We start from the raw sequence: 14,443 nt of genomic DNA on the forward strand, positions 1-14,443 counted from the left end.
TTCGGCCACCTCAAGATCAACCGCGCGATCGCTACACGCTACGACCAGCTCGCCAACAGCTTCCTCGGAATGGTTCATCTCGCGACCGCCAGATATTGGCTCAAATTTGTCCACGCCGCCTAGTCTTGCCGCTAGGCGCTTCATCACCTCAGCTCTCAGTATGAGGCGATTTTTTCTGAGCCTTAAATAGCTTCGCGAGATCTGCAGCGGAGCAGGCTTTCGAAAACAAGAAGCCCTGCATTTCGGTGCAACCCAGTTCCTTGACAATATCGAGTTGCTCTTTGGTCTCGACACCTTCGGCAGTTGTGGTCATGCGAAAGCTGCCTGCAAGGCCGGTGACGGCGCGCACGATTGCCGTGGACTCAGTCTGGTCGGACAGCCCCTTTATGAAGGAGCCATCGATTTTGATCTTGTCGAAGGGGAACTTCTGTAAGTAGCCGAGCGATGAATACCCTGTGCCGAAATCATCCATGGCTATCCGTATGCCCAGTGCCTTGAGCTGACCTAACTTCTCTAAGGTTAACTCCGTCTGGTCCAGCAAGATCGCCTCGGTGATCTCAATTTCCAATCGCTCTGCGGGAAGCCCTGAGGCGGCTAGCGAATGTGTAACAATCTGAACGAGGTTTTGGCTTCGGAACTGGACGGGAGAGATATTTACCGCAAGCGTCACTTCACTCGACCATTTCGCTGCTTCCATGCAGGCAGTGCGGATCACCCATTCTCCAATCCGGGTGATGAGGCCTGTTTCTTCCGCTATCGGAATGAAGACATCAGGGTTGATTGTACCGCGCTTTGGATGGGTCCAGCGTAACAACGCTTCGCAAGCGCAGATATTGCCTCGTTCGATGTTTACCAGCGGTTGGAACTGGAGTTCGAATTCACCATTCACCAGCGCTTTGCGCAAGTCCAGTTCAAGGGCATGTCTGGCCGCCATGCGCGCGTCCATTTGCTCTTCGAAGAAGCGATAGGTTCCTCGACCGCTGCCCTTGGCTCCATAGAGCGCCAGGTCGGCATTCTTGATCAACTGATCCGGCCCCGTGCCATCTGTCGGTGAGATCGCAATGCCAATGCTCGTATCAATAATGATCTGGTGATCCAAGATTTTGCACGGCGCGGTAACCGCCTCGCGAATACGGGTCGCCAGTTGGGCAGCGCCAGCTGGCGTTGCTCCATTGGGCTGGATAACGACGAATTCATCCCCGCCCAGCCGGGCAATCGCGTCGGAATCCCGCACACATTTGCGGAGCCGATCCGACACAACTTTGAGAAGTTCATCCCCTATTTGATGGCCTAGGGTATCATTGATGTTCTTGAAGTTATCGAGATCGATAAACAGGACGGCGACTTGCGCGTCTCGCCCATTCCAATTCAAAGCGTGATCGAGTCGAGATTGAAACTGGGTGCGATTGGGAAGCCCCGTGAGCGCGTCATGATGCGCCATGTGTTCGATCTGCGCCTTGGCCTGCTCCTGTTCGGAAACATCCTCAAAGGTTGCCACCCCACCGCCGGAAGCCAATGGCGTATTGACCATATGAATGGTCCTGCCGTCGGTCGTCTTGATTTCCTGAGAGACGGTCTTTCCCCGCATATTCACGGCAATCAGGTTCTGCCGGTATTCCTCGACATCGCCCTTTAGATATCCTGCCTCTCTACGATGTTCGAGTAATTCCAAAAGTGTACAGCCAGGCTTCACGACGTCCCGTGATAGATCGAACATTTCAATGTAGCGATCATTGCAGAACATCACATCGTGGTTGGTGTCGAACAGAATTATGCCTTGCGTGATATGGTTAACGGCTTCTTTTACACGCTCGTATTCACTAGCTGTCTTTAACTCTGATTCGGTGAAATCAGGCGCGCGAGAGGGACCATTAGAAGCCACGGACATCAAATGACCTTCGTTGAGTTCTAACTGTTTTATGCGGCTAACAGATTTCATCTGCGTTTTATCCTCAATCATCCCAAACCCAAGGCCTAAGCTGTTGAGGCTCGGCCCGTCCTTTTGGTTTAAATATGCATGGAAGGTTTAGGATTTTGCTAACGGTATTTGGTCGGCACGCAGAACGAAAGACCGTTTGTCTAGCTTCGCAGCGTGTCGCGATTTAGGCGGTAGGTTATGTCCTGCCTCCAAATTGGAGTTGGGCGGTTTCGCAATATCCGCATGGGCGAGGGGCGGTTACCGAAAGGCAGCTATTCGCGTTCCGAGTGCTGAAAGCCGACAGTCTCCAACCGGCCGAGCCTCTGCCGCTCTCTGACAGCCGATCGACGCTGTGCTGGGCGTCGGCTCTTGGCGGTATGCTCACCTGCGAGCAGAAGAGACAGAGTTGCCCCTGATTGGCTGTCCTAACCACGGCCGATGAGAAAGCCACCTGGCTGAACTCGCAGGCGCTTGGCCAAGGCAGAGGCCGCCAATTATAAGGGAGGTCGTTGAGCAGCCAAACTTGGTGCGCAGCGTTTTGAGTCCTCGTCGAGCTCCAAGCCAGGACGCGTGACGGTATTTATGACGGTATCGAATCGCCGAATCAGGGCGACAAGCGGTTGTGGTAAAACGACTTGTCGAAACATCACGGTCCCTCTTCTGGCTCCATTTGTTCTTCTCGCGTTCTGCCAAATAATCTATAAAACCCGCAGAAATCCTAGGGATTTGGCTCCTGGATCGTTCCGGATCGTCCCGCCTGTTCTCGAGGGTTCCAGACACTTTTGTGGGCCTTTTGAGGCCATTTCGCAAAGGCCCAGATGAAAAGGCCCCCACATGCCGCTGACAGATGCTCGCCTCCGCGCTCTCAAGCCCAAGGATAAGCCGTACAAGGTAACCGATGAGCGCGGCCTATATGTTGAGGTCACGCCGACCGGCAGCAAGCTCTGGCGATTCCGATACCGGATCGGCGGTGCGCAAAAGAAGCTCTGCATCGGCAGCTATCCCGACATCAGCCTCAAGCAAGCGCGAGACGCGGCCTACGAGGCACGACGAACCGTTGCTTCTGAGGGCGACCCTGCATTTGAGAAGCGGAAGCGGAAAATCCGCGCCGAGTTCCTTTCTGCACAGACGTTCGAGGCAGTCGCACGTGAGTATATTGAACAGATGATGGTCCAGAACGGCCGAGCCGATGGCACGATCGTCAAGGCCAACTATTTCCTCGACAAGCTTGCCCCTGCCATCGGGAACAGACTCATCAACGAGATTGAGCCATTCGAAGTCCCGGCTCCGCTCAAACGGCTGGAAGCCGCTGGCAAGCACGAGACTGCGAAGAAGTGCCGGTCGTTCGCAGGCCGCGTATCGCAACGACCCGTTGCAAAGCCAATCCAACCAGCATGCTGAAGGGCGCTCTCGTAACGCTGCGAGCCACACACTACGCGGCAATCTTGGAGGCCAGCGAACTGGGCGGGCTGCTACGAGCTATCGACGACTACACCGGCTACATTGTCACGAAGTTCGCCTTGCAGATCGTTCCGCGTGCATTTACGCGGACCGGTGAACTCAGGCACGCTGAGAGGCACGATTTCGACCTTATCGATGGTGTCATGAAAATTCCTACCGGGAAGATGAAAGCGCGCCGTCCGTACGCAGTCCCACTCTCGAAGCAGGTTGTCGGGCATCTCACCGACCTTGCTGAGTTGCTCGGCTATGAGGGATACGTGTTCCCGTCTGCCAGAAGCTCCAAGCGTCCTATGAGCGAGAATACGCTCAATGCCGCTTTCCGTCGCATGGGCTTTTCGAAGGAAGAAGTCACTGCTCATGGTTTGCGTGCGACGGCATCAACGCTTCTGAATGAGTCTGAGGGTCGCCATGGACATAGCGCCAGCCGCGCCTCTCGCTCCGCTTCTCTTAGGCGGCCCGTTGAGCCTTCTCTTTCGGGGTAAGCTCGTGCTTTTCCCGTGTACAACTTTCCGTGATCTCGATTTAGACCGTCTGCGTTCCGTCCGAGAAGCGACTGGGCTCATCATCATGTTTGAGCTTGAAGCCCTGTACCTCCGCTGCGGCTTCCAGCTTGGGCAGGAAATCAGCGACGCGACCAATCGATTGTTTGGTAATGCTGCACGAGATCAGCCTCCTTGCGAAGCCTGAATCACACCCTATCAATCCAATCAATGGGTCCTGAGCCTAGGGCTCGGCGCTCCGGGCGGACCTATCTCGACTCGTGCATGCGAAAACCCTATTAGAAGCAACCGAAGTGTCAGTGCCGCAAGCGACGGCAGGCCAGGGGAAAGAGGAAAGGCGGTGAGCAATTGCTAAGCATCATCTCGACCCGCGACCATGAACCGCGCGAGCGGCTGGATTTCTGGAACGAGCTGATCGGGTCTACCTACGACGGCATGAGCATCGATGGTGTGGACGGCCCCTTCAATGCCAGCCTTGGCGTCTGGCAGAGCGATGCCTTCCGGATCGTGCGCCCACGCTCGCGTCCGGCCATGATCGTCCGCCACGAATGCGGCCGCACCAGCTCCACCAAGCGCACCTTCCTGATGCACATGACGACTCAAGGCCAGATCGAGATGGAACAGCGCGGACGGAAATCGATGCTGGGGCCGGGCGATCTGGTGATCTGCGCGGCGGAAGAGTATTATCGCTTCAACGCCGCCACGAACCATGAAATGATGGTGGTGGAGTTCGACGGCGCGACCGCACTTGATCGGCTGCCCACCTTCGAAGATCACGTGGCCCGTCCGATCCGCGCAGGCCTGCCCGGCACGCGCATCATCCGTCGCTACATGGATTCGCTGTGGCAGGAGGGGCGCGAAGACCTGCCGCCGGGGCAAAGCACCGTCCATGCCAATATCCTGCTGGACATGACCATCGCCTGCCTTTCTGAACCGGCCGGCACCCTGCGTCCGGCAGCCGATCGCACCTTGGCCCAGCTGGAAGATGCCATCGGTGCCCGGCTCGATGATTACACCCTTCGCCCGTCCTCGCTGGCGGCGGACCTTGGCATTCCGCTGCGTACGCTGCAGGATGTGGCGGCCCGCGCCGGGACGACGCTCAACACCATGATCCTGCGCCAGCGGTTGCAGCGCGGCACGCAACTGCTGCGAAAGCATTCCGGTGCCAGCATCGCCGATGTCGCTGACGCCTGCGGTTTTTCGGATCCGTCCTACTTCGCCCGCCGCTTTGCCCAGCATTTCGGGATCAGCCCGAGCGAATACCGATCCTGCAACTGATGGGCTTTTGAGCAGCGCCTGCTGCGTATTCGTCCGCATATCCGCGCGTCCGTCCTAACCCGGCTGCCGCAGGACTGGCAGTGCCGCCTCCATAACTTGGGAGGTTAGGATGCAGACTCGATTTTTCACTACCACTGCGCTTGTCATGGCCACGGCATTGGCACCGCAAATCGCCTTGGCACAGGACGATGCCGCGGCGACCGAAGCCCAGCCCGAAGGCGGGATCCAGACCATTATCGTGACCGCGCAGAAGCGGTCCGAAAACGTCCAGGACGTGCCGATCGCGATCTCGGCCTTCGGAGGTGAAGCCTTGCGCGAACGGTCGGTAACCGATGTGGCCTCGCTCGGCGCACTGGCGCCTAACGTCAACCTTGATGGCGGCACGCCATTTTCGGGCTCCTCCGCGGTGTTGTCCGCCACTATTCGTGGCATTGGCTCCGACGATTTCGCCTTCAACATCGATCCGGGCGTCGGCATCTACCTCGACGGAGTGTATCTGGCGCGGACGGTCGGCGCCAATCAGGATCTACCCGATGTCGAGCGGATAGAAGTCCTGCGCGGACCGCAGGGCACCCTATTCGGCCGCAACACCATCGGCGGGGCAGTTTCCATCGTCACCCACAATCCAGGCGACACCTTCCGCTTGATGGGTGATCTGACGACAGGCAGCTTTGGCCTGCTGCGCGCCCGTGCCACGGCCGATCTGCCCCTGGCAGAAGGCCTGGCCGCATCGGTCACCGGTGCCGTTACCAGTCGGCGGGGCTTCCAGCGCCGTATCGATTATCCCGGTACGCCAGCAGAAATGCGCGCCATCGCCAATTCCGACAGCTATCTGAACTTCAACCACGCCGACTATTCCACCAACTCGCGGCAGAGCGGCGACAGCTCTGTCAGCATGCGTGGCAAGCTGCGCTGGGAAGGGGAGCGCGTCACCGTCACGCTGGCGGGTGACTACACCAGCCAGGATTCCTCCGGGCAGAACAACTCGCTGATCGCGGTGTCCTTCCCGTCAGGCCCTTTTGCACCCACCAATCCGCTGCCGGGCACGGGTATTAACCCGGTCGCAGCAGAAAACGGCGTGCTATTCGCCGGCCTTTATAACTTCTGCATCGGCTCCACTCCGGCAGAGATCGCGGCGCGCGGTGCCACGGCCATTTGCGGGGCGCGCGGTACCAGCGTCTTCCCGGGCGGCCTGCTCGCCCCGCTCGCTGGCGTCAATGTGGACGGCGATCCCTTTAACGATCGCCTGCCGTGGGATGGACGCTTCATCACCGGTGACCCGGACACGAGCTACGCCACAGGCCCGACGCTCAACCAACTGGAAGCCTGGGGTATCTCCGGCGATATCACTTTCGATCTGACGGCGGACATCACGATCCGTTCGATCACCGCTTATCGCAACACCAACTGGACAGCGGGGTCCGACCTCGACGGTTCGCCGCTGAGCATGCTGGAGCTGACCTTTTCGCAAAACCAGGAACAGTTCAGCCAGGAATTGCAACTGCTGGGCAGCGACCTGCTCGATGGACGCCTCAACTTCGTGCTGGGTGCCTATTACTTCGAAGAAAGCGGTGACCTGCACGATTACGTCAACTTCGATGAGGGCCTGTTGCAGGTCGATGGACCCAACAATTTCGACACCGAGAACTTCGCCTTCTTCGGACAAGTGGACTTCCGCCCCGTCGAATGGCTCGGCCTTACGGTGGGCGGCCGTTACACCGAGGAAACGAAACTGTTCGAAGGCGGGCAGCAGGATCTGAACGGCGGCAACTACAAGCTGTTCGGATGCGCCGATCCCGATGGCACGATCTATCCGTTCGGAGACTTCCCGCTGGCACCGCCGGTGGCTGCAGGCGGCCCGCCCTGCTTCGCTGCCCTGTCTTATCCGAACCCCGACAACCCGGTGCAGGTCTATGTGCCGGGCGTGAACCGCAAGACTTTCTCCAATTTCTCACCCCGGTTCGGCGTGCAGCTGTATCCGTCGGACGACCTCATGGTCTACGGCAGCTATTCACGCGGTTACAAGACGGGCGGTTGGACCACCCGCCTCACCAATCCGCAGGGCAACATTGCCCCGGATTTCGACGAGGAAACCGCCGAAACCTGGGAACTGGGCGTCAAGGCGACGCTGCTTGACCGCCGCCTGCAGCTGAACCTGGCTGGTTTCACCACCGATTATCAGGACGTGCAGCTGAACCAGCAGGTGGGCACCTCGCCCACCATCGATAACGCCGGGTCAGCCCGGATCAAAGGCTTCGAGTTCGAAGCTGTGGCCGCCCCGGTGGACGGACTGACTCTGAATGCCTCGGTCGGCTACCTCGACGCCGCCTTCTCCTCGCTATCCGCCAGCGTTTCGCGTCCCGACGTGGCAGGCGCGATCCCCGGCCTGCGCCTGGGCGCAGTGGTGGGCGGCCAGCTGCCCAAGACCGCGGAATGGTCGATCACCTTCGGCCCCCGTTACGAAACCGACCTGCCGAATGGCGGTGCTCTGGTGCTGCTGGCCGACTGGACCCACCGCACGCCGGTGTGGAACGAAGTGGCGCGATACCTGTCGCTGCGGCGACCGACTACCGACGTAATTAACGCCAGCATGACTTACCGCGAGCCCGACCGGTTGTGGGATGTGACCGTGGGTGTCACCAATCTGACCGACCAGCGCTTCCTGGTATCGGCTGGTGCCAACGATGCCGCCGGGGTCTATTTCGGCAGTTACAACCGTCCACGGGAATGGTTTGTGCGCGCCGGCTTCGACTTCTGATCCGCCAGGGGCGTTGCTTCCGCTCTCCTTAATGGACGCGACGCCCCGACCGCCGTTCCCTGACGCGTATGAAGGCGCTTCCATACCGGTTGCGAGCGCCTGAAAACGGCGTCCGGCGGGCTTCTCACAAGAAATCCTGGATCAGGAGTTGACGAATGGATCATAAATTCAATTTGCTCGTCAATGGCGAGCTGGTGGCGGGTGCGTCCACTTTCGAAGTCAACACGAGCACAGTCTGGGTGAACCAGCACCTTGCCATCGAGCCTGCCATTCCGTTCCACGGCGCCTGGCAATCGGGCCTTGGTACGGAGCTCGGAGAAGTGGAGCTGGAGGAATACACCCAGGCTCACATCCTCAACGCGGTTGTATTCGGCTGAACCAGAGGCAGACAGGAGAAACTGCAACCATGCCCTACACGATCAAGGCCGCCGTTTCGCGGACGCCGGGAGCCGGGCCCGAACTTGAAACGGTCGTCCTCGCAGAACCCCAAGCCGATGAAGTGCTGGTGGAAATCCATGGCGTTGGCGTGTGTCACACCGACATGGTGATGCGTGACGGATTTCTGCCGGTGCCCTTCCCTGTTGTGCTCGGCCATGAAGGGTCGGGCATCGTCCAGGCTGTGGGGGAGGGGGTGACAGACCTTGCCGTGGGGGACCACGTTGTCCTGTCATTCATGTCCTGCGCATCCTGCACGTCCTGCGGTGCGGACCAGCCCGCCTATTGCCATTCATGGGTTCCGCTCAACTTCTTCGGCTGCCGCGCAGACGGCAGCACCTCGCTCTCGGATGCAGACGGCGCAAGCCTGCACAGTCACGTGTTTGGCCAGTCCAGCTTCGCCACCCACGCGGTGGTCAATCGGCGCAACACGGTAAAGGTCGACTCCGACTTGCCGATTGAAATGCTCGGCCCGCTGGGCTGCGGCATCCAGACTGGTGCCGGCGCGGTGCTCAACTCCTGCCAGGTCCGTCCGGGATCAAGCCTTGCCGTGATCGGCACGGGTGCGGTGGGTCTTTCCGCGATCATGGCTGCGCGGATCGCGGGGGCTTCGACAATCGTGGCCATCGACCTTATCGAGAGCCGCCTTGCGCTCGCGAAGGAACTGGGCGCCACCCACGCAGTCAACGCGGCCAACGGCACTTTCTCCGATCATGCCGCCAGCGCCGCTTGCTCGACTGGGTTCGACTATATCATCGACACCACTGGCAATGCTGGCGTGGTGAATGACGCCATCCTCTCGCTTGCCCCGCGCGGCGAGATCGCCCTGGTCGGGGCTTACCCTCCGGAAACCAGCGTGGTGGCCGACACGACCCATATCATGAGCGCAGGCCGCGTCATACGCGGCGTGGTGGAAGGGAGTGCGGACCCTCAAGCCTTCATCCCGCAGCTGCTGGCGTATTACAGGGCTGGCGATTTCCCGTTCGATCGCATGGTCGAATTTTTTGCGCTGGACAACATCGGGGAGGCAATCACGGCTGGAGAAACGGGCAAGGTTGTTAAGCCTGTCGTTCGAATGTCACTCTCTTGATTAACCGATGCCTGCATGGCGCGAAGCCTGTTGCCTTTTGCAGCATGGCAATTTCCCTCTCGTCATAGGCGCGGCTTCGGACGATGAAGGTCGACCCTTTCCATTATCGAGGCTGAACATGCCCCCTCGCCCCTCAACGACGTCTAGGATAAGCTGCGCGTGCTTCCACGCCGCGAACTGCGCCGCGCGGATAGTCCATCGGGCTGGAGCTATCACAGCGCCCCGACCTGTGGATCAGCACGGGGCCGTGACGCTCGCTGATCTGGTCCAGCAGCGCCGCCGCGTCGGTGGCGATCACGCGGTCGACCACTCGGGCCTCCGACATGCTCAACGCGTGCCTCGGCGCGGCGCTGCCCCTCATTGCGTCAGGTCGAGTACGATACGCCCTTCGATCTGCCCCTTGTGCATCCGGTCGAACACCGAATTGATGTCTTCCAGCTTGGCGGTGGAGATCGTCGCCTTGACCTTGCCGTCAGCCGCGAAATCGAGCGATTCCTGAAGGTCCAGCCGCGTGCCAACGATGGAGCCGCGCACGGTGATGCCGTTCAGCACCATGCCGAAGATGTTGAGCGGGAAATCGCCCGGCGGTAGGCCGTTGAGCGCCACGGTGCCGCCGCGCCCGATCATGCCGACCGCCTGTTCGAACGCTTTCTCGCTCACTGCCGTCACCAGCGCACCGCGTGCGCCGCCGCCGGTCAACCGCTTCACCACCGCCGCCGGATCAGCCTCGGTCCGGGCGTTCACCGTCTCCACCGCCCCGAGCTTGCGCGCGAAATCGAGCTTGGCATCGTCCACATCCACCGCGACCACGTTCAAGCCCATCGCGGTCGCATATTGCACCGCCATGTGGCCCAGCCCGCCGATGCCCGAGATAACCACCGCATCGCCTGGCTTGGTGTCGGTCATCTTAAGGCCCTTGTAGACCGTCACGCCCGCGCACAGCACCGGCGCGATCTCGTTGAAGCCGATATTGTCGGGCAGGTGGCCGACATAGTTGGGGTCGGCCAGCACATAGTCGGCAAAGCCGCCATTGACCGAATAGCCGGTGTTGAGCTGGCTTTCGCACAGAGTTTCCCAGCCGCCGAGGCAGTGGGTGCAATGGCCGCAGGCGGTGTAAAGCCAAGGCACGCCGACCCGGTCGCCTTCCTTCACATGGGTAACGCCCTTGCCCACGGCAGAGACGAAGCCCACCCCTTCATGGCCCGGAATGAACGGGGGCTCGGGCTTGACCGGCCAATCACCCTCGGCGGCATGCAGATCGGTGTGGCACACGCCCGAGGCCTGAATCGCCACCTGGATCATGCCCGGCTGCACTTCGGGCACCGGCACTTCCTCGATTTGCAGCGGTTCGCCAAAAGCGCGGACAACCGCGGCTTCCATGGTCTTGCTCATGACATTTCTCCTGAATTTTCGGTTCGCGAGTCCCTTGTGGCTGCCATCGCCTCAGAAGAAGCCCAGCTTCTTCGGGCTGTAGCTAACCAGCATGTTCTTGGTCTGCTGGTAGTGGTCGAGCATCATGCGGTGGTTTTCGCGCCCAATGCCCGACTGCTTGTAGCCGCCAAAGGCAGCATGGGCGGGATAGGCGTGGTAGCAGTTGGTCCACACGCGCCCGGCCTTGATCGCTCGGCCGAAGCGGTAGCAGGTGTTGGCATCGCGGCTCCACACGCCTGCGCCGAGGCCGTAGAGCGTGTCGTTGGCGAGGCTCAGCGCCTCGTCCTGATCCTTGAAGGTCGTGACCGAGAGGACCGGGCCGAAGATTTCCTCCTGGAAGATGCGCATCCGGTTGTTGCCACGGAACACGGTCGGCTTGACGTAATAGCCGCCCGCGATCTCGCCCTCGAACCGTGCGGCCTCGCCGCCGGTCAGCAGTTCAGCGCCTTCCTGCTTGCCGATGTCAATGTAGGAGAGGATCTTCTCCTGCTGCTCGGACGAAGCCTGCGCCCCGATCATCGTCTCCATATCCAGCGGGTTGCCGGCCTTGATCGCTTCGACGCGCTGGATCGCGCGCTCCATGAAACGGTCGTAGATGCTCTCGTGAACCAGCGCGCGGCTGGGGCAGGTGCAGACCTCCCCCTGATTGAGCGCGAACATCACGAAGCCCTCGATTGCCTTGTCGAGATAGTCGTCATCCTCGCGGCACACGTCCTCGAAGAAGATGTTCGGGCTCTTGCCGCCCAGCTCCAGCGTGACCGGGATCAGGTTTTCGGTCGCATATTGCATGATCAGGCGGCCCGTGCTCGTCTCGCCGGTAAAGGCGATCTTGGCGATCCGGCTGCTGCTGGCGAGCGGCTTGCCCGCTTCCACGCCAAAGCCGTTGACCACGTTGACCACGCCAGCGGGCAGTAGGTCGCCGATCAGCTCCATCAGCACCATGATCGAGGCCGGGGTCTGCTCGGCGGGCTTCAGCACCACGCAGTTGCCCGCCGCCAGCGCGGGGGCGAGCTTCCACACCGCCATCAGGATCGGGAAGTTCCACGGAATGATCTGGCCGACCACGCCGAGCGGTTCGTGGAAATGATAGGCGACCGTATCGTGGTCGATTTCCGAAATGCCGCCTTCCTGCGCACGGATGCAGCCCGCGAAATAGCGGAAATGGTCGATCGCGAGCGGGATGTCGGCGGCCATCGTCTCGCGCAGCGGTTTGCCGTTGTCCCAAGTCTCGGCGATGGCGATCTTTTCGAGGTTCTCCTCCATCCGGTCGGCGATGCGATTGAGGATCAGCGCCCGCTCGCCCGCGCTGGTGCGGCCCCAAGCGTCCTTAGCGGCATGTGCGGCGTCGAGCGCGGCTTCGATGTCCGCCGCTTGGCTGCGCGCAACCTTGCCGACCGACTTGCCGGTGATCGACGAGATGTTGTCGAAATAGCGCCCGTCCTTGGGTGCGACCCATTGGCCGCCGATGAAGTTGTCGTACTTGTCGGCGAAGGGGGCGCTCATCGCGGCCGCGGGGCTGGTCTGCATGTCCATGATCTCATCCTCTCTTTCTCGCCGGGCGTCCCGGTCGTGACGATAATGATTTCGTGAAACGCGTGCGTTGCAAAGGGCGTGACAGCGGGACGTTGGCAAGAATGTCTCACTTTCGAGACAGATCGCGAGACACTTCGCTCAGCTGCGCGAAAGGCCCGCCTTTTCCATGCGGCGATAGAGCGTCGCGCGCCCTATCGCCAGCGCCTTGGCGGCCTGTGTCGCGTTTCCGTCGGCCTGGGCCAGCGCACGCCTGAGCACCGCCCGTTCCGAGTCGAGAAAAGAATCGGCTGACCAGTGGCCGAGTATGTCCGACGCGCTGCGGCGGCCGGTGAGGCATTCGTCGGTTAGGCTGAAACGATGCCGCGCGGCATGCGTGGCGCCGATCACCAGATCGTCGCGATCGACGGCCAGCATCGCTGCGTCGCCGCCGGGTAAGTTGGCATCGATGATACGGTGGCCTTCGAAAAAACGACGGAACACCCCGCTCTCGATACGCTTTGCGGCATCCTGCACGATTTTCTGCACCAGCGCAGCCATCGGCGCAGTGTGATCGTCACGGCAATTCGAGATGTCGAGCGCGCCGACCAGCCGCCCCATCGCATCACGCACCGGCGCATCCATGCAACTGATGCCGATGTTGCGAGTCGCGAAATGTTCGCTGCGGTGGATGGTAACTGGGCGGCTTTCAGCCAAGCAAGTACCGATCCCGTTCGTTCCTTCGAGGTCTTCGCTCCATTTGCCTCCCGGTGTCAGCCCGACGCGCTCGAACATTTCCCGGTCGCCCGCCTCGCTGCGCGCTTCGAGGATCACGCCATCATTGTCCGACAGCATCACCGCGCAACCGGTAGCGGCGACGGTGTGGAACAGTTGGTCGAGCAGCGGGCGCGCCACGTTGAGCATCAGACCTTGGCGCTGGCGACGCTGCGTGAGCTCACTTCCCGAAACCAGTTCGGGATTGCGATTGTCGGCCGCGTCAAGACCATATTTGAGCCCGGACCGACACCAGCTGGCCGCCACCATCGATTGCGCGGCGCTTGTCGCAGAGCACAGGACCTGGCCGACCTTGTACGGATGCGAAGCTTTCATAAGGGTGTGTCTACACCAATTCATCGCGATAGGCGAACTAGGCTCAGGACCATTGATTGGCTGAGGGCGATGTGATTGTGCTCTGCAGGCCTTCGGCTCCAGGCTCCGCGAGGAGACTGAGCATGAGCGACCTGTATTGGCTGACAGACGAGCAGATGGCGCGTCTTTCGCCCTATTTCCCCAAGAGCCACGGCAAGCCCCGGGTCGATGACCGGCGCGTGCTGAGCGGAATCATCTTCGTCAATCGCAACGGGCTGCGCTGGCGTGATGCTCCCAGGGAATACGGTCCGCATAAGACGCTCTACAACCGCTGGCAACGGTGGGGCGAGATGGGCGTGTTTGGCCGGATGATGGAGGGTCTGTCTGCCCAGAGAGCCGAACCCCAGACCGTCATGATCGATGCGACCTATCTCAAGGCCCACCGCACGGCTTCCAGCCTTGGGGTAAAAAAGGGGGCCTCGGCCGCCTGATCGGGCGGACCAGGGGAGGCATGAACACCAAGCTTCGCGCCGTCACCGACGCCAACGGCCGCCCTTTGAGCTTCTTCATCACGGCAGGCCAGATCAGCGATTACACCGGCGCGGCAGCCCTGCTCGATGATCTACCCAAGGCGCAGTGGATGCTGTCTGACCGGGGCTATGACGCCGAATGGTTCAGGGATGCGCTCGAGCAAAAGGGCATTACGCCTTGCATTCCGGGCCTCAAATCCCGTTCTTTTCCCGTCAAATACTACAAACGCCGAAACCGCATCGAAATCATGTTCGGACGCCTCAAAGACTGGCGCCGTGTGGCAACTCGCTACGACCGCTGCCCAACCGTCTTCTTCTCCGCCCTCGCTCTCGAAGCCACCGTGCTCTTCTGGCTGTGATCAACGAGTCCTGAGCCCAGGGCTCTCGACTCTACTGCTGGTTTGCCGTGCTTGCCCTGTCGCGACAGTGCGTACTGGCCGTTTG

General features: G+C 60.7%; 11 protein-coding genes and 1 pseudogene. 7 read left to right on the forward strand and 5 right to left on the reverse strand.

Annotated elements, in window-relative coordinates:
- Positions 1 to 148: 148 nt before the first annotated feature.
- Positions 149 to 1,960: a putative bifunctional diguanylate cyclase/phosphodiesterase gene (locus ABDJ38_RS13705; RefSeq protein ID WP_346785695.1), complete on the reverse strand. Its 1,812-nt coding sequence runs from the start codon at positions 1,958 to 1,960 to the stop codon at positions 149 to 151.
- 792 nt (positions 1,961 to 2,752) lie between these two features.
- Between ABDJ38_RS13705 and ABDJ38_RS13710 the strand changes: the two genes are divergently transcribed.
- The 6 genes from ABDJ38_RS13710 to ABDJ38_RS13735 all read left to right on the forward strand — a co-directional run bounded on the left by ABDJ38_RS13710 (position 2,753) and on the right by ABDJ38_RS13735 (position 9,440).
- On the forward strand, positions 2,753 to 3,319 hold the full coding sequence (locus tag ABDJ38_RS13710; protein ID WP_346785696.1) for a tyrosine-type recombinase/integrase: 567 nt from the start codon (positions 2,753 to 2,755) through the stop codon (positions 3,317 to 3,319).
- Positions 3,313 to 3,861 carry a tyrosine-type recombinase/integrase gene (locus ABDJ38_RS13715; RefSeq protein WP_346785697.1) on the forward strand — a complete coding sequence of 183 codons (549 nt, stop codon included), beginning with the start codon at positions 3,313 to 3,315 and terminating at the stop codon, positions 3,859 to 3,861. Before ABDJ38_RS13710 ends, ABDJ38_RS13715 begins: the two co-directional genes overlap by 7 nt.
- Before the next feature lie 366 nt (positions 3,862 to 4,227).
- The gene (locus tag ABDJ38_RS13720; protein WP_346785698.1) at positions 4,228 to 5,157 is read left to right on the forward strand and encodes a helix-turn-helix domain-containing protein; all 930 of its coding nucleotides are present in this window, start codon (positions 4,228 to 4,230) and stop codon (positions 5,155 to 5,157) included.
- A gap of 109 nt (positions 5,158 to 5,266) precedes the next feature.
- The gene (locus ABDJ38_RS13725; RefSeq protein WP_346785699.1) at positions 5,267 to 7,915 is read left to right on the forward strand and encodes a TonB-dependent receptor; all 2,649 of its coding nucleotides are present in this window, start codon (positions 5,267 to 5,269) and stop codon (positions 7,913 to 7,915) included.
- Between the two features lie 155 nt (positions 7,916 to 8,070).
- Positions 8,071 to 8,292: an aldehyde dehydrogenase family protein gene (locus ABDJ38_RS13730; protein ID WP_346785700.1), complete on the forward strand. Its 222-nt coding sequence runs from the start codon at positions 8,071 to 8,073 to the stop codon at positions 8,290 to 8,292.
- 29 nt (positions 8,293 to 8,321) lie between these two features.
- A complete protein-coding gene (locus tag ABDJ38_RS13735; RefSeq protein ID WP_137680834.1) occupies positions 8,322 to 9,440 on the forward strand; it encodes an NAD(P)-dependent alcohol dehydrogenase in 1,119 nt (372 codons plus the stop codon).
- Here the strand turns inward: ABDJ38_RS13735 and ABDJ38_RS13740 are convergent.
- From ABDJ38_RS13740 to ABDJ38_RS13755, 4 genes and pseudogenes are all read right to left on the reverse strand, one after another.
- A pseudogene (locus ABDJ38_RS13740) lies at positions 9,441 to 9,801 on the reverse strand (DUF779 domain-containing protein). It lies immediately after the preceding gene.
- Complete coding sequence (gene adhP, locus ABDJ38_RS13745) at positions 9,798 to 10,832, reverse strand: alcohol dehydrogenase AdhP (protein ID WP_346785701.1); 1,035 nt, start codon at positions 10,830 to 10,832, stop codon at positions 9,798 to 9,800. Before adhP ends, ABDJ38_RS13740 begins: the two are co-directional and overlap by 4 nt.
- A gap of 51 nt (positions 10,833 to 10,883) precedes the next feature.
- Positions 10,884 to 12,404 (reverse strand): aldehyde dehydrogenase, encoded by a 1,521-nt coding sequence (gene adh / locus ABDJ38_RS13750; protein ID WP_346785702.1) that lies wholly within the window; start codon positions 12,402 to 12,404, stop codon positions 10,884 to 10,886.
- 138 nt (positions 12,405 to 12,542) lie between these two features.
- On the reverse strand, positions 12,543 to 13,490 hold the full coding sequence (locus ABDJ38_RS13755; protein WP_346785703.1) for a GAF domain-containing protein: 948 nt from the start codon (positions 13,488 to 13,490) through the stop codon (positions 12,543 to 12,545).
- A 122-nt stretch (positions 13,491 to 13,612) separates the two neighbouring features.
- Here ABDJ38_RS13755 and ABDJ38_RS13760 point away from each other — a divergent pair.
- Positions 13,613 to 14,358, forward strand: a protein-coding gene (locus ABDJ38_RS13760) for an IS5 family transposase (protein WP_346785704.1) whose coding sequence is annotated in 2 segments (ribosomal slippage) — positions 13,613 to 13,934 and positions 13,934 to 14,358 — 747 coding nt in all. Because the reading frame shifts where the segments join, the coding sequence is not laid out codon by codon here.
- Positions 14,359 to 14,443 lie beyond the last annotated feature (85 nt).

This window comes from Aurantiacibacter flavus (genome assembly GCF_039710615.1).
Lineage (GTDB): Bacteria > Pseudomonadota > Alphaproteobacteria > Sphingomonadales > Sphingomonadaceae > Alteraurantiacibacter > Alteraurantiacibacter flavus.